General features: G+C 54.4%; 20 protein-coding genes and 1 tRNA gene. 14 read left to right on the top strand and 7 right to left on the bottom strand.

Annotated elements, in window-relative coordinates:
* Nucleotides 1-244: 244 nt before the first annotated feature.
* The 6 genes from Q363_RS13320 to Q363_RS13310 form a co-directional block, all read right to left on the bottom strand.
* Nucleotides 245-535, bottom strand: a complete 291-nt coding sequence (locus Q363_RS13320) for a hypothetical protein (RefSeq protein ID WP_035350856.1) — start codon at nt 533-535, stop codon at nt 245-247.
* Nucleotides 532-762 (bottom strand): hypothetical protein, encoded by a 231-nt coding sequence (locus tag Q363_RS40475; RefSeq protein ID WP_157466830.1) that lies wholly within the window; start codon nt 760-762, stop codon nt 532-534. The genes Q363_RS13320 and Q363_RS40475 overlap by 4 nt, the downstream gene beginning before the upstream one ends.
* Nucleotides 763-880: 118 nt before the next feature.
* Nucleotides 881-2,881 (bottom strand): phage NrS-1 polymerase family protein, encoded by a 2,001-nt coding sequence (locus tag Q363_RS38085; RefSeq protein WP_051978732.1) that lies wholly within the window; start codon nt 2,879-2,881, stop codon nt 881-883.
* 68 nt (nt 2,882-2,949) lie between these two features.
* Nucleotides 2,950-3,189 carry a helix-turn-helix transcriptional regulator gene (locus tag Q363_RS46205; protein WP_084080331.1) on the bottom strand — a complete coding sequence of 80 codons (240 nt, stop codon included), beginning with the start codon at nt 3,187-3,189 and terminating at the stop codon, nt 2,950-2,952.
* A 629-nt stretch (nt 3,190-3,818) separates the two neighbouring features.
* A tRNA-OTHER gene (locus Q363_RS40470) sits at nt 3,819-3,895 on the bottom strand.
* A 129-nt stretch (nt 3,896-4,024) separates the two neighbouring features.
* Nucleotides 4,025-5,092 carry a tyrosine-type recombinase/integrase gene (locus Q363_RS13310; RefSeq protein WP_035350854.1) on the bottom strand — a complete coding sequence of 356 codons (1,068 nt, stop codon included), beginning with the start codon at nt 5,090-5,092 and terminating at the stop codon, nt 4,025-4,027.
* Nucleotides 5,093-5,250: 158 nt separating this feature from the next.
* Here Q363_RS13310 and Q363_RS13305 point away from each other — a divergent pair, with 158 nt between their 5' ends.
* The 14 genes from Q363_RS13305 (at nt 5,251) to Q363_RS13240 (ending at nt 17,766) form a co-directional block, all read left to right on the top strand.
* Nucleotides 5,251-5,802, top strand: coding sequence for a helix-turn-helix domain-containing protein (locus Q363_RS13305; RefSeq protein WP_035350853.1), 552 nt, complete (start codon nt 5,251-5,253; stop codon nt 5,800-5,802).
* Nucleotides 5,803-5,884: 82 nt separating this feature from the next.
* Nucleotides 5,885-6,199, top strand: a complete 315-nt coding sequence (locus tag Q363_RS13300) for a hypothetical protein (RefSeq protein ID WP_035350851.1) — start codon at nt 5,885-5,887, stop codon at nt 6,197-6,199.
* A 199-nt stretch (nt 6,200-6,398) separates the two neighbouring features.
* Nucleotides 6,399-7,574 carry a hypothetical protein gene (locus tag Q363_RS40465; protein ID WP_169746980.1) on the top strand — a complete coding sequence of 392 codons (1,176 nt, stop codon included), beginning with the start codon at nt 6,399-6,401 and terminating at the stop codon, nt 7,572-7,574.
* On the top strand, nt 7,486-7,800 hold the full coding sequence (locus tag Q363_RS40460) for a hypothetical protein (RefSeq protein WP_157466826.1): 315 nt from the start codon (nt 7,486-7,488) through the stop codon (nt 7,798-7,800). Before Q363_RS40465 ends, Q363_RS40460 begins: the two co-directional genes overlap by 89 nt.
* 134 nt (nt 7,801-7,934) lie before the next feature.
* Complete coding sequence (locus tag Q363_RS13285; RefSeq protein WP_035350841.1) at nt 7,935-8,219, top strand: hypothetical protein; 285 nt, start codon at nt 7,935-7,937, stop codon at nt 8,217-8,219.
* A gap of 36 nt (nt 8,220-8,255) precedes the next feature.
* Nucleotides 8,256-8,687, top strand: coding sequence for a single-stranded DNA-binding protein (locus Q363_RS13280; protein WP_084080330.1), 432 nt, complete (start codon nt 8,256-8,258; stop codon nt 8,685-8,687).
* A complete protein-coding gene (locus Q363_RS13275; protein WP_035350839.1) occupies nt 8,680-9,258 on the top strand; it encodes a terminase small subunit in 579 nt (192 codons plus the stop codon). The genes Q363_RS13280 and Q363_RS13275 overlap by 8 nt, the downstream gene beginning before the upstream one ends.
* A gap of 122 nt (nt 9,259-9,380) precedes the next feature.
* Nucleotides 9,381-12,182, top strand: a complete 2,802-nt coding sequence (locus Q363_RS13270) for a hypothetical protein (protein WP_157466824.1) — start codon at nt 9,381-9,383, stop codon at nt 12,180-12,182.
* Between the two features lie 13 nt (nt 12,183-12,195).
* The gene (locus Q363_RS13265; protein ID WP_035350833.1) at nt 12,196-12,555 is read left to right on the top strand and encodes a DUF5681 domain-containing protein; all 360 of its coding nucleotides are present in this window, start codon (nt 12,196-12,198) and stop codon (nt 12,553-12,555) included.
* On the top strand, nt 12,545-12,757 hold the full coding sequence (locus Q363_RS13260; protein WP_157466822.1) for a hypothetical protein: 213 nt from the start codon (nt 12,545-12,547) through the stop codon (nt 12,755-12,757). Before Q363_RS13265 ends, Q363_RS13260 begins: the two co-directional genes overlap by 11 nt.
* Nucleotide 12,758: 1 nt before the next feature.
* Nucleotides 12,759-14,237: a hypothetical protein gene (locus Q363_RS13255; RefSeq protein WP_035350827.1), complete on the top strand. Its 1,479-nt coding sequence runs from the start codon at nt 12,759-12,761 to the stop codon at nt 14,235-14,237.
* A 35-nt stretch (nt 14,238-14,272) separates the two neighbouring features.
* Nucleotides 14,273-14,497, top strand: coding sequence for a hypothetical protein (locus tag Q363_RS13250; RefSeq protein WP_035350826.1), 225 nt, complete (start codon nt 14,273-14,275; stop codon nt 14,495-14,497).
* A gap of 71 nt (nt 14,498-14,568) precedes the next feature.
* The gene (locus Q363_RS13245) at nt 14,569-15,705 is read left to right on the top strand and encodes a hypothetical protein (protein WP_035350823.1); all 1,137 of its coding nucleotides are present in this window, start codon (nt 14,569-14,571) and stop codon (nt 15,703-15,705) included.
* Nucleotides 15,706-15,756: 51 nt separating this feature from the next.
* Nucleotides 15,757-17,766, top strand: a complete 2,010-nt coding sequence (locus Q363_RS13240) for a hypothetical protein (protein ID WP_035350821.1) — start codon at nt 15,757-15,759, stop codon at nt 17,764-17,766.
* Between the two features lie 303 nt (nt 17,767-18,069).
* On the opposite strand, the gene Q363_RS13235 is transcribed toward Q363_RS13240, so the two are convergent.
* Complete coding sequence (locus tag Q363_RS13235; protein WP_157466820.1) at nt 18,070-18,414, bottom strand: hypothetical protein; 345 nt, start codon at nt 18,412-18,414, stop codon at nt 18,070-18,072.
* Nucleotides 18,415-18,854: the final 440 nt, after the last annotated feature.

Genomic DNA, 18,854 nt, shown 5'->3' with positions numbered 1-18,854 from the left:
CTGCCATACCGCCTTGGCGGAAAGCCCCAGGTTGGCTCCCACCGCAGGCGTGGACTGTCCCTGATCCAATTGACGCAAGGCCAAGGCGCGCAATGTCGTGCGTACCGACTGCAACCCGCCTCCTAACAACTGATCGATCTGCTGTCGATCTCGCTGCTTGAGTTCAATCTGAAGTCGTATGCCTCTGCTCACTCCCCAGATATACAGCCAGCACCAGAACCCAACAAGCGCCTACATTGGTTACCTATACATGCGGCCACAGTACTAGTAGTTGCTGCCTGCACTGTTCCTTCGCATAGTTCTCTTTTTCGTTTATCTCAACGCCGCCAGTGTTGTATATGCCCACACTTATACGGCGTCCGTTCTTAGCCTTGTAACGTAGTTCTGCATGTTCGTACTTATCGAGTACGTAATCACGTCCAGTACGCCCAAGATGTTCAATGAGAGCTAAGTTGGTTCTAACGTCGCCAGTGAACTTGCTTCGTAGCGACTCCTGCACGGCAAGTGCTGCTTGTTCATAGGTCTGCTTATTCATTTGTTCCTCTTTCTGTTCAAGACTTCTTCACGAATTTGCTGCTCAGGTAAATCAAGGAAGAGACAAAGGGTTGAGAACATCCCACCTGTTGCGGTAAAGAAAGTGATTGCTGCTTGCTCACCAACACATGCGCGAAACCAAGTCTGGCGAATAACTTCTACCCAAAGGTTGCGATACCCACATTGCTCAGTGTTGTTTGCTGTCGCGGATTTGATATTGATCTGCATATTCACCTTTGCGGTTGAGAAGACACCCGGCTGTGTACCTCTTATGTCTTGTCGCCTTCTCCTTCTTCTGTCAAGAGAAGAAGAAGAAGGAGACATATATATAATCCAGAACTCACAATCACTGAGCGGAACCATTGCTGGTGTTCACGGTTGGGAAGCTCCACTTCCAACCCTTGTTAGGGCCTTCGTTGTTTATCTGAATGCCTAGCTGCTTTCTGGCACGTTGCAAAGTCTTGTCAGAAATACGCAATTGGGTTTTCGCTAACTCCGATAGTTCGCCTGCATAGCGTGGGCCTTTTTTCAATTCTTCAACTAGGAAGGTTTTGGCTTCGTCAATATCTGTGCGGTTGTCGTCTTTACCTTCCTGATGCTCAACCGTTGCTAGAATCTCGCGCGAACTACCCTCAATAGCTCCGCCCCAATCAATACACGTTGCGGTTATACCGTTAGGAAGCGGGCGGGTTTGAATGGCGTAGTAAAATCCACCTGTGTCATTACTGATGTTGGATTTCGCTACTACAAGAACGCGATTCTCTGTCTCTTCGTCTTTAGCAGCCACCAGCACGATACGAGCGAATGCACCAAACGCTACGGAACCAATGACACGCTCAGCAGGATTGCGGCCTGTAGTTCCTTTAGCAAAGTGAGTTATGCCAATCACTGCACAGTTGCATTCGGCTGCGAAGTCAACAATGGCTTGCAATCCTTGTCGCACTTCATTTGCTTTGTGCATATCGCCAGCAACGGCAGAAGTAATAGGGTCAACGATGAACAGGTCAATTCCGCCATTCGCAAGCACCTTTTGCTTGAGCGACGGAACGTCTTTAGCAGGGTTGAAAGGAACATACTGACCGTTGTTTCCAACCGTAGCTTTGACCAAAAGAATTTTGTCTAGGTCTGCACCCATTGCCATGAGACGCGGCACAATACTGTGTTCAGGGCTATCTTCAGCAGTCCAAATCAGCGTATGCCCAGCACGAGCGCATCTCGTACCGTCCGGCCATATTCCGCCTCTGGAAATGACGGCTGCAAAATAGAACGCCATTGTTGATTTGCCTGTGCCACCCGCACCCGCTAGCAACGCCAACATGCCCTTTGGCAAATAGCCATTCCAAAGCCAATCAATAGGCTTCGCTTGTATCGCTGACATACTGACAACCTCGATGTCGTTAGTGATAGGTGTAAGTGGGATGTTTTGAATTGCCACATTACCTTTTGGAACGATTAGTGTTGCTGGGTCAAACGGTTGCCGCAGCTTTTGGTCAAATGCTTTGTCAACCGTCCACTTCATGTAATCGTCACGGTTCGATTTCACCTTGCCGTCTTTTAGGCGTTGCGCTAGAACTGATTTGCGGAATATGCGAATGCACTGTTCTTTGTTGTCAGTGTGAAACGCAATCAAATTCATCAGTGCTAAGTCAGCAGATGAACCGTTGTTGTTGTGTTGGGAGATATCACCTGCCCACAATGTTTTGAATTGGGCAGCTGTACTGACTCGCAGGCACCGTTCAATAACCCAATCATCAGCGATGGTCTGAGGCTGATTCCACAACACTGTGGGCAGAGCTTGTTTGCCGCCGCCCATCTCTTCCCACAGTTGTGTCAAATTCCCGTTAGCTTCAGAAATAGGAATGTTGTTATATGCACGACCGGTGACCGTCATATACCTTGCTGTTGAGTAAAGCTCCACACACTTGTCACTCCGCTTCTTAGCTGTAGGCACTCTGCCTTTTATCCAAATGTGCAGCCCCTTACCAGACGGAGACACTTCACTGTAGCTATCAAACTGTGGTGCAATGCGTTGGTGTAACGCGTGAATATGCTGTATTTGTTCCGGGGTGAAACCCTTTTTCGGGTCTGTTGGGTCGTCAAGGTCAATAACAGTGAATGGGTCATTGTCAGTTAGGACGAAGCCAAGACCGAAAGAAGGATTTGCAGTAGCAGCAGCATTAGCCGTTTCATAGTCAGTCCAATCGTTCGGGTTAGTGGATGATGCTGCATAGCTGGTGCGTGGATTCACTGGCACCTTGTCTGCTCTGCGATAGCAGACCCATTGCCGGTAAGGTGCCAGAATTTTTACAAGTTCGTTCGTGTTGTTGTGTGCTATGGTTTCGTACATGGGGAAGACCAAGCTTTCTCATTCAGTTCGGCTCGCTTCGGTCGCTACACCGGGCGGGCCTTTTTCGTTCAGGCTGCGCTCTCGTTTGTGCGTCTCGCGTTCACAAGCCGATCTGCAACCCAAATGCGAACTTCCAATTCGCTCCACCTTGCACCGCGTGTACCAACGGTGACTTGGGCAGGGAACTGACCTTGGTTTACGAGCTTGTAAACAACACTTCTGCACAGGCCGGAAATTTCCAGAACCTGCGGAAGACGAATCAATTTGTCGTTGAAGGTTTCTATCGTTGGTAGCGTGCTGGACCACATGTTTTTTGCCCTTTCGCTGATGGAGTCCAGCGGATTCTAAGGGCGATCTGCGACCTGTCAAGGGGGTCAGCGGATAAAACCGGTGGATAACGTTTACTAATGAAAGTGTTGTTGGAAGGCTTGCTGGAAACTCAATGCTCAACCTGAATTAGCAGGGAGCGTTGACCAAGCATTGTTGCTTTGGGGGGTGCACCGATATTAGTGCAGGTTGTGCTATTCTGTTGTTGTCGAAAAACGATTTTGTAATCGTCGCTCTACCGCAACACTGTTTCGCTTCTTCACTGCGGAGGATGTCCATATTCTCAGACTCCGTTCGCATACGAGGAAGCAATGTCTGATGTTGTGTGGAATGTTGCAGGTCTAACGATTACCGCGATTGGCTCAGTTGTCGTTGCTTGGATAAAACAGCGTCCCACTGCTGCTGCGCCCGCCTCGCCCACAATGAGGGCATCTGCTGAAGTCTCTGATAAACCTGCGTCAAGCTTGATAGTCGTGAAGATAGACTCCATCACGATCAATCACTTTCAGTCCCACAACAACGGCGGATAACCCAATCCTGTTTTTTGAAATCTTTTTGAAATGTTTCGTTATGCCCGCACGAGCTTTCAACGTAAACCATTGAAACTATTTGGCGTCCCCGACGGGATTCGAACCCGTGTTATCGCCGTGAAAGGGCAATTTAGGGTACTTTGCACCTGTTTGCACTGTTTGCATTATCTAGCATAAACCCTAGTATTCATGTGGGTTACTCTGCTTCCATACTTGCACCTGTTTGCAGCTGTTTGGTGCTGTTTTGGCCCTCTATCGTGACCACATCGTGACCAAGCCGTTAGCCCTAGGCGCCTTCTTTTCCTAATTTTAGGGGAGCGAATACAGAATCAAGCCGTTTTACCGCGGTCGATAGGTGGTCTCCGCTAAGGTGGGCGTAGCGATTCGTCATGCGGAGATCACGATGTCCGAGCTGCTTCGCTACATCCTGCAGGTCGGATCCGGTCATTCTCATCCACGAGGCCATGGTGTGCCTCAGATCGTGCAGGCTGAAATCGGCGATTCCTACGCTCCTGCAAGCCCGTATGAACGCGACCGAGACATTCTCTGCCGTGATGTCCTCGGAGAATACACGAGCGGCGGGAAAGCCTCGTGTGAGCGACTTGACCACATCGGAAGCACGGTCATTCAAATGAACGACGCGAGCATCTCCATTCTTAGTTTTGGGTAGCATGATCTCTCCTCCCTTGATATCCAGGTCCCGCCAGCGCAACCTTAATACTTCGCTGCGCCTCATTCCGGTGTACGCCAGCAGGCTAGCGATAGGCCGCAACCATTCCGGACATGCTTCGAGAACCACGTTAAGCTCGGCAGGCTGTAGATAGCGGACACGCCCCGGAGAGGCCTTCATGTTATCTTTCTTGCCCCCCATCCTATAGGCCGGGTTCTTGGGTATCATCTCCCATTCCATGGCGAGTCCTAGTAAGTGCTTCAAAACGTTGATTTCCTTGATAACGGTATCGGTAGAAACCTCCCCGAGACGTTGGGTAATGTACTTCTGGACGTCAGCGCGTCGAATGCCGGCCAACGGCATAGTGCCGAAGAAGCTCTTTAGATGCACCTCCAGGATGCCCCTAGTACGCTCATAAGACTCAGGAGTCAGCCGTGCCTTCTGGTGGATCAAGTAGTTGGGGATGATTGTGGCGAAGACATCTTTGGTGGCTGGGACGTGGCCCAAAAGCTTGTGCTTCTCGATCTCCGCTATCTTCAGGGCGCGCCGATTCTTGGCCTCCGTAAGGCTGATAACTCCTTTCAGAACACACTGATGGCGCTTGCCGCGAGAATCCTGGAACGACATCCAGAACTGGCCGCGTCTCTGAAAGATCCCGTCCCGATTCTTCTTCTTCTCTGCCATCAATTACCGCCTTTCGGTTGTGTTTTGTGCGTGCCGTGGGGTACCTAAAGCAACGCAATGGTACCTCATTCCTCGATGATGCATAATTTTCTTGCATTCCTATTCACTTCTGGTATTATTGTAATTGAAAGTTATCTAACCGCACTCGGAGAAATGCTATGAGCGATCTGATCGAGAACATTAAGGAAGGGCTGAAGTCACTTGGGTGGTCTGAATCCAAACTATCCCGAGAGACCGGGATACCTCAGCCAACGATTAATCGCTATTTGGCGGGCATTCGGGGCGTGTCTGAAGAGAACCTGAACCTGATAGCGGATGCCCTGGAAGCAGGCTTTTCAGCACGCATAGCGGAGCTGGAAGCGGAATTGGCGGCAAAAGAAGAGGTCGCGAACCGCCTTGAGGACAATCCGACCATGAAGGCTCTAAGGCCGGAAGCGGCTGCCATAAAGGATGCCGCGGTCATGTCGAAGATCAAGCTGGCCAACTCTGTACTTTTCGCCACGGGTCGCTACATCGGGCCAGATACGCCCGATGGTATCGCGGAGATCGCTGCAGAGCGCATTTATGGAGAGTTTGCGAAGTTCATCGAGTTGATGAAGGCGGGGCACTCGACCGAGGAAATCTGCCGGGCTTTGGGTATCTACATCGCGAGGCTGGAGGTCTGCTATGCCCGGCTTGAACGGCGCATCGCTGATCTAGAGAACCAGTAAGACTTGCTTCTCGGTTTCAAGCTGATGTCTGTCACAGCATAACGACGGACGCCAATTACGACCAAGCCAGGAGTGTGTCTAGATGACTTACCGCGCAAAAGTTCTCAATCTCACAACTGGCCGCAGGATTAGGCGCAGCCAAGCAGCCGGCAGGGTTGAGCAATGCATTTCTGCCTGGGTAGAAGATCGCATCTCTATCCGGGACCTGAGCCTCTCTGAGGTGGTGGCTGCCAGAAGCGCTCAGACATGCCTCAGCGGGCCTCTGGCGCGTGCAGAGTGGCGCGGGGTCGTCTACCGGCCCGATGAGCGCAATGAGGCTAGCCACCGCGAAGAGATGCTCCATATGCGCGACGCCAACACGTGGTTTGAGCAGAATTCAGCAAAGGGGAACGCATGAAAAATATCGAGGTCAAGTTTGTTGGCGTGGATGGTGCTGAAGCTCGGACGGGAATCTCTCGCTGGTCATGGAGAAGAATGGCGTATTCAGGACGCATTGCATCGAGCAAGGTCGGGAAGCGGCTTCTCCTACCCCTGAGTGAGGTCGACCGCATCTGTGCCGAAGGATACCGTCCTGCTCTCGCCGACCAAAAGGGGGCGTGATGGCGACAATTAGGGACCAAGGTTTCGTGAAGCTGAGAAGGGGGATAAACGAGCATGTTGTTAGCGGGAAAATGTGTCTGACAGATTTCACGATCTACACGCTACTGCTAATCAATGCCAACCATGAAACGGGAGTATGGGATAACGCCAGCGCCGGACTCATTTCCAGCCTCTATCGTTTACCCGAAAGAACGTGCCGCGATGTGCTCGAAAGACTAGAGAGGAATGGCTACATCAAGAGGTTCATGGTCAGAGGAAAACGGGCTGGATATCCGATCCTGATCAACAATTATGAGTGCCGGCGAAACCGTAGTGACGGTGCCGTGATGGACGTTAGGTTAAACGCAGCACAATCAACATCTTACGAGTCACTTGTTTACGATGAGTGCCGTGATGGTGCCGCCGAAACCGTAGTGACGGTGCCGGAAAGTACTAAGAGAACTAAGAAAGAAGAAATAAGAATAAATACTCTTGCCGATAAATCGGCTGGTGAGAGTGAATCCTTATTGAATGATTCTTCTTTAGAAGCTCCTAAGAAGCCTTCTCGCGAAAAAAGCAAGAGCGATCCTAGGCACACGCCTTTCAAGAAAGTCTTAGACGGCTACTGGCACACACACAACTCCATCGATATGCCCTGGAGTGATCGTGAAGCTGGAGCAATGAAAAACCTCCTCTCAGCCAATCCAACGCTGGATGAGCAAGCCTTCAGAATGCTTCTGGGAAATAGGCACAAGAGCGAGGCTGTTAACCACTCGCAGAGCCCGCGCACAGTGCTTGCGGGACTTACGGACTACGCAGCAGGGCCACTAGACAGGTTTGGAAAACCACAGGAGGCAGGAGATGCAGGGAGAACTTTCAATCGCACAAGCAAGGGAGGGCAAGTCATTGACGACCTTCGACAGAGCCTCAAAGAGGACGCCCTGGCAGGAAGACGACCAAATGCAAGACCTGACGCAGTGCTTGAACGGCAGAGACAGAACCTCGCTAACATCGACGCCGCGGCGCAGCGACTCGAAGGTGGTTATACGTTTGGCTTTGGCCAAGCTAGCCATTCGCAGGCAGGCCAACCCGGGCAAGGAGACGATGGATCTCTACGCTTCGGACTTGATGGAGATGGAGCTGGCGCACGTTCTCTCGGCGCTGGAATCACTCTCCTGCCGCCGGCGAGCTGAGGGGGAAACAGCGTTCCCCGACTGGGCAACCGTCCTCGAGCAGGTGGAGTCTTGCCGCATCCGTCGCGTCATTGAGGAGCGACAGGCTAAGGAAAAAGCGGAACGCGAGGAGCTGGAGAAGCATCGCCGCGAACACCCCGAGGAGTATGTATTCGACCCCGAGGAGCATGTAAGGTTCATCGCGGAATTCCGCGAGCGGATGGCCAAGAAGGGAATCGACGTATGAGGACGGAGGTAAATCAATGGGAGGCCCAATGCGCGCTCGGATGCTCTGAGGGTAGGGCTGGGTCCACCAAAGACGTGCGGCGCGCTCTATGCCGCCTTCCTGACGTAATTCAACTACAGAAGGGGAATAAGTAAATGGCCATTACGAAACTACAGGTTACTCTAGGCGCCGGCGCTACACGGTTCTCGAGCACTCCACTTCGTGCCAAGTGGGCAACCATTCAGAACAATGCCGCGGCGGTCATGCGTATCGGTGACTCGGCTGTCTCAGCTGCGCGGGGCTACTCCTTGGCAACTGGGAGCGCTTTGCAGGTGCCTGGCACTGTTCCAGATTCGGGTTCGATCAACCTAGCGGACTGGTTTGCATTCGGCACCGCGGCTCAGGTTATCGATGTTGTTTATGACAGCGTGAATTTCTAAAGCTTTACAGGGAATAAATCAATCGGAGGCACAGAGATGGCAAAGGGAATTAATAAAGTCAGTCTGCTCGGGAATGTCGGGCGCGATCCTGAAATCAAATCAACCGCAGTCGGCATGATCGTCGCAAACTTCAGCCTGTCAACAGCCGATCGTCTGAAGGACCAGCAAGGCAACTGGAATGACGCGCCCGGGCATACCCTCGTTGCGTTCGGTCGGACGGCTGAGGTGGTCCGGGACTACGTGAAGAAGGGAAGCCGGATCTTCGTCGAGGGCAAGCTGCAGACACGCTCATGGGATGACAAGGAGTCCGGGGCCAAGAAGCACCGGACGGAGATCATCGTCAATGAGCTGGTGCTGCTGGACTGGCAGGGAGGTGACTGGCAGGGAAGTAGCCGGCCTCACGCTGCGAACAGTGACAGAACAGCGAGCGGATATGCCGCTCTGACGGAGGGAGAGAATCGTGACTGATAACAAACTAACCCCGAAGCAGGATCGGTTTGTTGCCGAATACATTGCGAACGGCATGAATGCGACAAGGGCAGCTATTTCAGCAGGTTACAGCGCGAAAACGGCAAATGAGCAGGGCTCGAGGCTGTTAGCAAATGTTAGCGTGGCCGCTGTTGTCGACGCGAAGAAAGCCAAGATCCTCGGCAAGCTGGAAATAACCGCAGAGAAGGTGTTGCAGGAGATCGCCAAGATAGCCTTCCTTGACCCTCGCAAGCTGTTTGCCTCGGATGGCTCGCTGATACCGATTCATGAGTTGGACGACAACACCGCAGCCTCGATTGCTGGCCTCGAAGTGAATGAGATGTTCGAGGGGCAGGGCGACCAGAAACACGCCTTTGGACTGTGCAAGAAGATCAAGATTGCGGATAAGGGGCAGAACCTGGAGCGCCTTGGACGCTATTTGAAGCTGTTCACAGATAAGACTGAGATCGCCGGCAAGGATGGCGGTCCGATCCAGTCAGAGCACCGCATCGTTTTCGTGGACCACGCGGGAGCGATGCTCATGAAGTCAATGGGCCAGGAGAGCAAGTAATCTAGGACACATAAAAGGGGTGGCCCGAAGAGGGCTGCCACTTCAACATTCTTCAACAGCCGCGGCGCCTTCGATTCCAATGGCAAGCCGCAGTGAATCCCCCTTCAATCCCAGGAGAACCAATGATGCGACTTCTTTTCGCAGCCGTCACGCTGCTCTGCGTCTCTTTAACTGCCTTGGCACAGACTGCCGTATCCCCGATAGTACAACCCCACTCTACCTACGTTGACAATAGCGGCAACCCCTGTGCCGGCTGTTCTCTTTCTTCATTTGCGGCTGGGACTACAACTCCTCTGGCCACTTTCAAGGATGCTGCCGGGGTATCTCAGAACACCAACCCGATCATCCTGAGCCCCCAGGGCGGGGCCGAGGTATGGCTGGCCACGAGCACTGCTTATAAGTTTGTCCTCAAAAGCCCGCAGGGGGTGACGATCTGGACGGTTGACAATGTGAAAAGCAATAAAGGTGTCTCACCCTGTGCCACACCAAATAGCGTGCAATTCGCCAACAGTGGGGCCAGCGATCTAGCCTGCGACCCGAACATCACCATAAACGCATCAACCCATGCTCTTTCTGCTACTGGCACTGTGACGGGGGGCTCTTTATCCACTGCCGGCGCAATGACGAGCGGTTCTGTCTCGAGCGGAGCAGTGGTGGGCAGCTCGCTAAACTCGGTGCAGAATCCCGCGTCGGGCAAGGGCACCTACACGGCAGATCCGACGGGTGCGACCGACTCCACTGCTGCCATTCAGGCTGCGCTTGACTTTGCAGCAACACCAACCATTGAACTACCTGCGGGTATCTTCCAGATCGCAGGCGGGACCGGCGCGAACTGCCGTCCTCTGTTCCTCGGCAATCACACGCTGCGAGGTCAGGGCCAGACAGCGACCAAGATAAACGTCTCCTCGAATGGTTGCTCCACACCCATCACGACTTGGACTTGTGCTCGTACGGTTTCCGGCACGTGTACTTCAGGCGTCGGGGATCAGATTCTGACCCTGAACTTCGCAACTCCTCCCTTCGCCTATCTCGCAGGGGTGGATAATTTCTGCAGCCCAACAGGCGTAGGTTCTGCCTGTGCCATCGCTCAGATATTCGGGATCAGTGCTCAGACGCCTCAAAGATATTTTGTCTTTGGCGGGGGTCTCAACGGCCTGAAGGTAGGCGGACCCAATGGCGGTTTTGACTTCCCCACCATTCCGAGCGGCAACCCGATCACTTCGCTCCAAGTTCAGATCAAGATTGATGGAGGCACCATTACAGCCAACAACGGCACCGGAGGAAGCTTTGGTCACGCTATCCCGGGCATCATGGCTCAGTATGACGCTCGTCCCCAGACCAACAACACCAACTGGGCTCTTCAGGACTTTTCCATCAACGGAGGATGTCACGCCTGCGACGTAACCAACACTGGTTGGACTGCTTCCCCGATCTCGCTCGCTGCGGGTAGCTTCGTGGGCGGAGGGCGCAAGACACAGGGCCTGATCCAGAACGTCACCATTTCGGACGCCTACGATGGCATGTTCCTATTCAACATCAACGGCGTGGATATGAAGAACATTCACTGCGACACCATCGCTCATGGATGCATCTTCGGACAGGACAACGCAAATATTCGGGTGAATGGCCTCACTGCGACGAACATGGGCTTCCCCTGGCAGGGTTCGACGGCGCAGCAGTTCACGCAGGCATTCGAGAGTGGCGTCGATTCTCCCGGCTACGGCAATTTCACCGTCGAGAACGTCTACTTCCAGCCCTCGGCTGCGTATCCCGCTGTCATCCTCCCGTTCGGCATTGGAGGATTCCAGACGGTTCCCTCCCCCGACGCGACGCACAAGGCGATGCGCGGAGTCACCATCCGTAATTACACGGCGGTTGATACCTGCATACCGGGGGGCGGGCTGGTTACGTTGTTTGCGGATGATCTGTTGATCGACGGCATCACTAACGATATCCGCAACTGCACTCCGTCTTCCGTGGGGCCGACTCACACGTCGGGATTCGTCGAAATCGGCGGCTCCAATAACCACGTGACCAACGGCAATAACGTGTGGGTTGTGTGGTCCGGTATTGACGCGGTCTATACCCACGCTAGCAACATTGAGGTCGATCACCTCAAGTGGAACGGATTCCCGCAGACTCCGATCTTTGGCATCTCTGGAGAGCAGAGCGGCGGCTTGACTCCGTGCGAGATCGACAATGTCAACGTTCACGATATTCAGGCGACGTTTGACAACAGCTTTACTAATGCCGGGAGCTCCTCGGCTATCGCTGGGATCGGATTTAGTGAAGGGTCGGCGACGTGCGCGATTGTTCACGTAGATGTGCATGACAACATCGGCCACAACATCAACGGAGTCCCGACCGACCTAAGGGCCTCGGCGTTCCACATACTCGGTACCGGTAACGGCACCATCCCTAACTCAGACTGGCACTTTCACAACAACAAGGTGGATGGGTTCATCAACTATCTGCGAGCCGAGTGTGAAGGTTTGAATACTCCGACCAACATCGGAGTCGTCGTAAACAACCTGAGAGTGGATCACGAGGTAGCGGATAACAACCTCTCGAATCTGGTGTTCGATGTCACGCGCGCCGGGGGATGCACGGCGAACAACTTCAACGGCGTGCAGACATTCGAGGCGAACAGTTGGGCAGGCAAGGACTTCAACCTATCGCATAACGCAGTGACTGGATCTATTACCGGCACGGCGTCTGCCTGCGTGACCACCACAGCATCAGACCCCCAATTCCTCGTCGGCGCACAAGGCACGGCAGTGCGCACCAATGGCGCTGCCTTACAGTCTGGAAGCTCTACGCGGGTCAACGTCGCAGCCAATGGAACAGCAACCGTTACCGTCTGCTCTGGCACTACAGCGGAGCCGGCAGGAACCTATAACGTCAGCGTAACTAACCCCCAGTAAGGAGAGCGAATCCATGGCTGAGAACAGCAAGCAAAAGAGCAAAAGGGCAGAAAACCTCGCCCCGTATCACTGGCAAAAGGGGCAGTCCGGTAACCCTTCAGGCCGTCCCCGGAAGAAGCACATCACAGAGCTGTATGAGCAGATGCTGGAAGATCCGAAGACCCTGGAAGCCATCCGAAAGGCAGTGCTGAAAGCTATAAGCCGCGGGTCAATGGCTATGGTCCTGCAGCTCCGCGAGATGACAGAGAGGGTAGAAGGCAAGGTTGTGCAACCGATTGAGGCGGACATCACCGTTAACTTGGCTGATGCCATCTCGGAGGCCCGAAAGAGAGCAGGCATGCCGCAGTTAGAGGAGAGAACACGTGAACGATAAACCCGCAATGACCCCCGAGGCAAAGGCGAATGCCACCAATAGGATCAAGCAGCTGCTTCGTAAGAACAATGAGCAGTCTCTGCAGTTGGCGTACATGCAACTGGTCACCGCGCAGCTGATGGTGCTCATACCCAAGAATGCCGTGTCGAACATACTCGATGCAGCAGCCAAGAAGATTCACAACCAAACGAAAGGATACTAAAGTGGCCTCCATCCCCCTCGTAGCACTCAACGCACGGACACCTGAGCAGCCAGACCTAATCGGCAATTATGGCCGTATTCTCCAGATCAAGAATATGATCCAGCAGCAGCAGCAACAGCAGCAGGAGTCACCGCTGCGCATGCAGGCCCTTCAGCAGGGAGTACAGCAGGGCGGGCTAGCTCTCCAGCAGGCTCAGCAGGGCCAGCAGGACCAGCAAGCCTTCCGTGCGGCGATGCAGGATCCGTCCCTGCAAGGCAAGACCATCGGAGAGGTTGCGGATGTGTTGGCTAAGAGTGGCCATATTTCGCAGACGGGATGGGCTGGGGCCAAGAAGATGGATTTGGAGCATCAGGAGGCAGTGCAGAAGCTCGAGACTGGCAAGCTCGCCAACATCAAGGCGGCACATGACCAGACGCAGCAACTCTACAACAACGTGATGAACCTGCCCGACGATCAGTTGGCCGCTTACTGGCCGCAGATTGCACAGCAGTACGATGCGATTCCGGGAAACCAGAAGCAGCCCCTGGACCCCAACAAGCCGCTAACGAAACAGCAGTTGGCGCAGTTCGGGCCAGCGCTCTCAATGGCTAATTCTTATCTTGATCAGGAGCTGGCGCGGAGACAGAAGCAGGCAGAACTGCAGCAAACGCAGGGCAAGTCTGACCCCACCAGCCCCTTCTATGCTCCATCTCAGGCCTCTATTTCGATGGGAACCGCTCCTGGCGCCGATCAGATCAAGGCAGGGGAAGTGCGGCAGGCAGGCCAGAAGGCGGGCGCCCAGGCAGCTGCACGCCAGCCCTATGAACTGGCTCTGGCAAGGCAGAAGCAGGCATTGTCGCAGGGTGACCCTAACGCCGCGGCGCAACTGCTGGTCGATGGCGATGCAACGTTGTCGGAGCTCAAGGCTCGCGGAGCAACTCCTGAATTCATTGCAAAGACGCTCACGGCAGCGAAGCAGTTGAGCGGAGGGAAATACAACGCCCAGTCCGCCGACGCGCAGTTCAGCGTTGCCAAGTCTCCTGCGAACGTGGCCTTCTTTGGTTCTGCCAAGTCGCTTACTGACCCGGGCGGGACCTTGGACCAATTGGCTGCAGTGGCGAAGAACATTCCGGGGTATCAAATTACCGCTTTCAATAGCATCGCAGACTGGGAAAAGGCTGCGACCAGCAATGGGCCACTCGCCCACTATGCATCCACCGCTCTCGGTGTAGCCGACGACTACGCCAAAGTGATGGGCGGTGGGCAGGGAAGCGATACTTCCCGACTGCAAGCGCTCAACCTTATCAAGTCCAATGCAGGCCCGGAAGCTCGCGGGGGAGCACTTGAAGGGATTCGCGGGGCAGTTGTATCTCAGACCAACTCGCGCATCGGCAATAACCCCATCTTGAAGCGGATGTATGGGGATATAGAGAGCGCCCCCAATGGCAACAGCGCGCCGGCAGGTGATCCCTTCGCTCAGTTCGGTGGGAAAGCACACTAACCTTCAACTCTTCACAGCCAACCAAGGAGAAACAAATGGCAGCCACATTACCTTCGGGAATTTCATCAAAAGCAGTAACCAGCCTCTTAGGTGCAAAGACAATCAGCCAGGCCCTCGCCTACGTGATCGGCTCAGTGAATGTCATCGAGCTCGTATTCTCGGATGCGACTTCCAGCTTCATCAAGGTCGGCCCCAATAGCGCTCTGGAAATTGGCGGAACGTTCGAAATGAACACTGGCACGAAGGTTATCTGCAATTAACCCATCAGTCGCGTTGCTAGTCCACCGGTGACGCGACTAAACCACCCTGAAAGAACCAAGGAGAATCAGTAATGACCGAGCAAATCGAAGGCAGCGTTGCAGCGGGCCCGACCACCGAATATTCCGCTGATTGGCTTGCTGCGAAGAACACGACACCTGAGCAGCAGGAAACCCTGGCGTGGAGTGAGGAGCGAACCAGGGATTTAGAAGCAGGCGTCAAGCTAAAGACGGCCCTGAACATCGATTATCACGAATACCAAAAGCAGATTGAAGGGTTAGAACCGGCCCAACGGCTGGATCTCGCTGACAAGTCGCCCGAAGAGATAGTCGCGCACCTTGATGATCTGGCCGCGGATGAGAGGGTGCGAAAGCAGTTTGAAGCTGATATCGCACGTGTGGAGGCTGAGCAGAAGGAGGCAAACGCTGCAGCCAAGGAAACAGCGCAACAGAGCGCCCTTCGTAAGAATTTCACGCAGGCTACCAAGGATGTTGCCACGCTCGATGAGCGAATTGCAGAGCTGCAGCGACTGAATGCCATGCGCGACGACCTGAACGACAAAGGATGGGACGATCTGCCGACCGAGCAGTGGGTATCTGCCCGCGAAGGGAAGCTGGATGGTTGGAACCTGGAAATAGCCAACCTTATTCAGGAGAAGCAGGCCAAGCTGCAGGAAGCCGGACTGTATCAGGATGGCTATCATGAAGCGTCCAGAGCAAACCAGCCGCCTGCGCCGCAGCCAATCGGCCAATTCAATGGGATGCCTTTAACCCAGGGCGATATTCAGTCCATGGTTCAGATGGAACGCGACGGGCAGGCACACCAGCAGCGCGTTACGGAGGCACAAAGCCGTTACCCCGATTGGAATCAGGCATTTCAGAATCACGATATACCGATGCGGAACGAGCACTTGGCTTTTATTATGTCGCTCCCCAATAGTGCAGATGTTTCGTACTACCTTGCCACTCACCCTAACGAGGCGATGCCGTTATTGCAGATGCCCAACTCCGACGCGACACGCACGCTTATCAATATCAGCCACAAAGCCAAACCGGCACAGGCGGAGCGAAGGACTACCAGTGCCCCGAAGCCTCCATCGCCGGTGTCCGGTGCGTACTCGGGGACCTTTGACGTTAACGACGATTCAGGGTCCGCGGATGATTGGCTGCGTGGACGTCAGGCGGACTTGAGGAAAAAGGCAAGATACTAGGCCGTTAGCCCCATCATGCAGATCAACTAAGCAAGGAGACTAATAATCACAATGCCAACACCTCAGACTATTCCCATGCTCGCGCCTGACGGCACCTCGGGCGAGATCCCGATGGATAAAGTTGATGCCGCGACGAAAGCAGGATTCAAACGCGCCATCGAGATGACCTCGCCAAATGGTAAGCCCGGATACATTCCAGAGGATCGCCAGCGGGACGCATTGAATGCCGGATTCAAGGCTACAGGGGCCCCGCAGAGGGGCTTCTTTGGCTCGTTCGCGGATGCAACTGGCTTGTCAGCGCTAGGCGATGCGATCACGCACCCGCGCGAAACCTTCAACGCCATCAACGACCTGCCGAACCCCAACGGGGTGATCGCTACGGCGGTAAAGAACGAACTTGGCCGATCAGCCGCACAGCTCAAGGAAGCCTGGAATACTCCGAACAATCAGCCACTCAAGGTGGTAGACCGTACTCTCTACGCGATTCCGGGTATCGGCGGCGCGTTGAAGACTGCAGATGAGCAGGCTGCGGCAGGGAACTACGCCGGCGCTGCTGGTTCCGCTGCTGGCATAGGTACGGCGCTAATCGCTCCCGAGGTATTCAGGGGCGCGACCCGCGGGGCCAAGGTGGTTGCTGAGGGAGGGGCTGACGCATACCGCGGCGCCCGTTCCAGCGTCATAGGCGGCTCCAAGCTGGATGAGGTTATCAGCGGCGATACCGTAACGCCACGCCAGCGGTACGAGGCAGCCAAGGCGCAGGGCGTGAACCTGGACACAGCGCAGGCGACTGGCGCCCCTGTAGCATCCCGCCTAAAGCAGGTTTCGGAGCATTCGCTGGGCGGTGCATCCAAGTTTGAAGCGAACAACGCGGCCAACGTCCAGGCATTGCACGGTTATTCCGAAAAGCTGCTAAACGACGCCTCCCCTGTTGATATGAGCCGGGAAGACTTCGGCAACAGGTCAAAGGCTAGCCTCTTGGCAGACCAGCAGAAGCTAAACGAGACTTCCGCCGATATTTACAAGAAACTGGACGCAGACATCGGCACATCTACGCCGGATACCACTCCCATCCGAGACGTTGCCCAGAATATTGTGGATGCGAACAAGGACTACTATGAAGCCCACCCCGATCTGCTCACTGGCGGGGCTGGTAGGGCGTGGAGGATTGTCAATAACCTGGCGGAGTCGGGGGAAGCGCCGGCGCCGAGGACGGTAACATCTCCCATCGTCGATGCCTCTGGAGCAAAGATCACGAGGGAGGTTCCCGGCAAAGCTGTTAGGCAGGATACGTGGTCTGATCTGCACAAGCTCCGCAGCGATTTACTGGACATCACCCGAAGCCCTGAGATGATCGGCGACAGGCCAACCGGCTGGATCAAGCAGCTTACGGGCGCGGTCGACGACACGATGACCAAGGCTGCAGACGGTGACCAGGTTGGCAACTTCCGCGAAGCTAACGACATTTACAAGTACATGAAGAAGACCTATGACGACCCGACGAGTAAGCTGTACCACGTCGTTCGCTCACCGGACGGTCTTACTGCGGCCAACACGTTAGCCAACATCACGCCGGACGTTGCACGAAAGATAGGCGCCGCGGATCCAGAATTACTCCCACTGCTTCAGCGGCAGACGATCAGCCGGATACTCAATCCTTCGGGCAATGAGCTATCCGACCTGAAGAACCTCCCGTCGCGCCTTTCGCGCGCACAGAAGGAGCAGCTTGCCGGAGTGCTAACGCCGAAGCAGATAGAGAGCCTGGATAATCTGGCGCGAACCTCAAAGCTGGTCACGTTCGACGCAAACCCGAGCGGGTCAGGAAAGCTGGTGCAGCGCTCAGCCGAGGGATCCGCGGTAATAAGTGGAGCCCTTAGGGCAGCAGGCGGGGTTGTTACCGGAAACCCTCTAGCCGTTGCTGAAGGTGTATCCCCAGCCGCATGGATTGGCGGGACACGACTGGCGGCGAGCAAGCTAACCAACCCAGAATTCACGGAATCGATTATGAATGGGAGGAACGACGCAATCGCAAGGAAAATCAAAAGCAAACGGCGAACCAGGTAGCCCGACACACAATGGAAAGGGAGGCCGGGAGTATATATAATTTAGCTAGTTTATGTAACTAACATAAATTGCCTAAACGGAAATGGGGGACAGGCCACAACAGCGCCCCTCCCCCATTTTGTGATCAAGCAAGATGATTACCGATAGTAGCCGTTTTTAGGCTGCTTGTTAGACAGAACAGCGGCAAACCAGACCCCTACTAGCACAGCCATAAGGTATTCAAACATCTCTCACCTCGAAGTGACACACAACAGTTCGGGGGGGGCGGGCCACAACAGCCTTTCCCCCGATCTTGTGATTGAATCAGTTTGCGGTCGATTGGTCTACGTCTGCGATCTTCGCGGCAGCCTTCCCAGCCAGAAACATCCGGGCTCCGAACTTTCTTATGTCGAAGGTGTCATCATCCCCAGTGAGCCCCCTTCGGAGCGCTGCGATAGCTTTCGCGTCCAGGCCATAATGTTCGACACAAGCTAGGAACATCGGGGAATTATCCAGCGCATGCATGCAGGGGAGCAACGGCATCGCGTCGCCGTCTCCGTTCTCGGCGTTCAGGGCAATCATCAGGCCTATATTTTCCGGAGTGGCTGACCATTCGAGTGAGGCCAGTTTCGATAAGAATTGTTGTTTTGACGTTTTAGCGGTTTTCACCGAGGCAGAAATCTTGCGATTAGAATTATGTAAAGCCATTATGAGTGGGCCCCATGGATACTTGCGATGGTTAGCCCCGTTCGAGTGTTACTGCACTCTTGCGGGGCGTTACTGTTTAGCAGGGCTTTCGCCGCTGCGCTTCGACGGTTGGTCGTCAGGGCCTACTTTGCAGTAGACCCGTTCCACAGGCGCGATTTGCATTTAGCGCAGTGGGTGGGTTTGGGCACGGTAGGAATCCACTCGTGACCACAGATGTCGCAGTGGCAGATAAGGCGCTTGACCCAGCTCATGGCCAATTAGTCCTTCCAGCAATCGACGGCACCAACGACCTTAGCCATCGCCTGCTGCTTGGATTTGGCCTTTACGAGTATTCCCGTACCGTCTTCTTTTACTACGACATATGCGGTCATTTATGTTTCCTCCATGTTTCTAATGTAAAC

The organism is Edaphobacter aggregans DSM 19364 (genome assembly GCF_000745965.1).
Lineage (GTDB): Bacteria > Acidobacteriota > Terriglobia > Terriglobales > Acidobacteriaceae > Edaphobacter > Edaphobacter aggregans.
This window is presented reverse-complemented; position numbering and strand designations above follow the sequence as displayed.

Bases quoted from the DNA above. Each gene is read 5' to 3' on its own strand.
- Q363_RS13240 (WP_035350821.1), top strand. From the start codon at position 15,757: ATGCCAACACCTCAGACTATTCCCATGCTCGCGCCTGACGGCACCTCG.
- Q363_RS13320 (WP_035350856.1), bottom strand. From the start codon at position 535: ATGAATAAGCAGACCTATGAACAAGCAGCACTTGCCGTGCAGGAGTCG.
- Q363_RS13300 (WP_035350851.1), top strand. From the start codon at position 5,885: ATGACTTACCGCGCAAAAGTTCTCAATCTCACAACTGGCCGCAGGATT.
- Q363_RS38085 (WP_051978732.1), bottom strand. From the start codon at position 2,881: ATGTACGAAACCATAGCACACAACAACACGAACGAACTTGTAAAAATT.
- Q363_RS13310 (WP_035350854.1), bottom strand. From the start codon at position 5,092: ATGGCAGAGAAGAAGAAGAATCGGGACGGGATCTTTCAGAGACGCGGC.
- Q363_RS13265 (WP_035350833.1), top strand. From the start codon at position 12,196: ATGGCTGAGAACAGCAAGCAAAAGAGCAAAAGGGCAGAAAACCTCGCC.
- Q363_RS13270 (WP_157466824.1), top strand. From the start codon at position 9,381: ATGATGCGACTTCTTTTCGCAGCCGTCACGCTGCTCTGCGTCTCTTTA.
- Q363_RS13250 (WP_035350826.1), top strand. From the start codon at position 14,273: ATGGCAGCCACATTACCTTCGGGAATTTCATCAAAAGCAGTAACCAGC.
- Q363_RS13285 (WP_035350841.1), top strand. From the start codon at position 7,935: ATGGCCATTACGAAACTACAGGTTACTCTAGGCGCCGGCGCTACACGG.
- Q363_RS40475 (WP_157466830.1), bottom strand. From the start codon at position 762: ATGCAGATCAATATCAAATCCGCGACAGCAAACAACACTGAGCAATGT.
- Q363_RS13280 (WP_084080330.1), top strand. From the start codon at position 8,256: ATGGCAAAGGGAATTAATAAAGTCAGTCTGCTCGGGAATGTCGGGCGC.
- Q363_RS46205 (WP_084080331.1), bottom strand. From the start codon at position 3,189: ATGTGGTCCAGCACGCTACCAACGATAGAAACCTTCAACGACAAATTG.
- Q363_RS13245 (WP_035350823.1), top strand. From the start codon at position 14,569: ATGACCGAGCAAATCGAAGGCAGCGTTGCAGCGGGCCCGACCACCGAA.
- Q363_RS40460 (WP_157466826.1), top strand. From the start codon at position 7,486: ATGGATCTCTACGCTTCGGACTTGATGGAGATGGAGCTGGCGCACGTT.
- Q363_RS13305 (WP_035350853.1), top strand. From the start codon at position 5,251: ATGAGCGATCTGATCGAGAACATTAAGGAAGGGCTGAAGTCACTTGGG.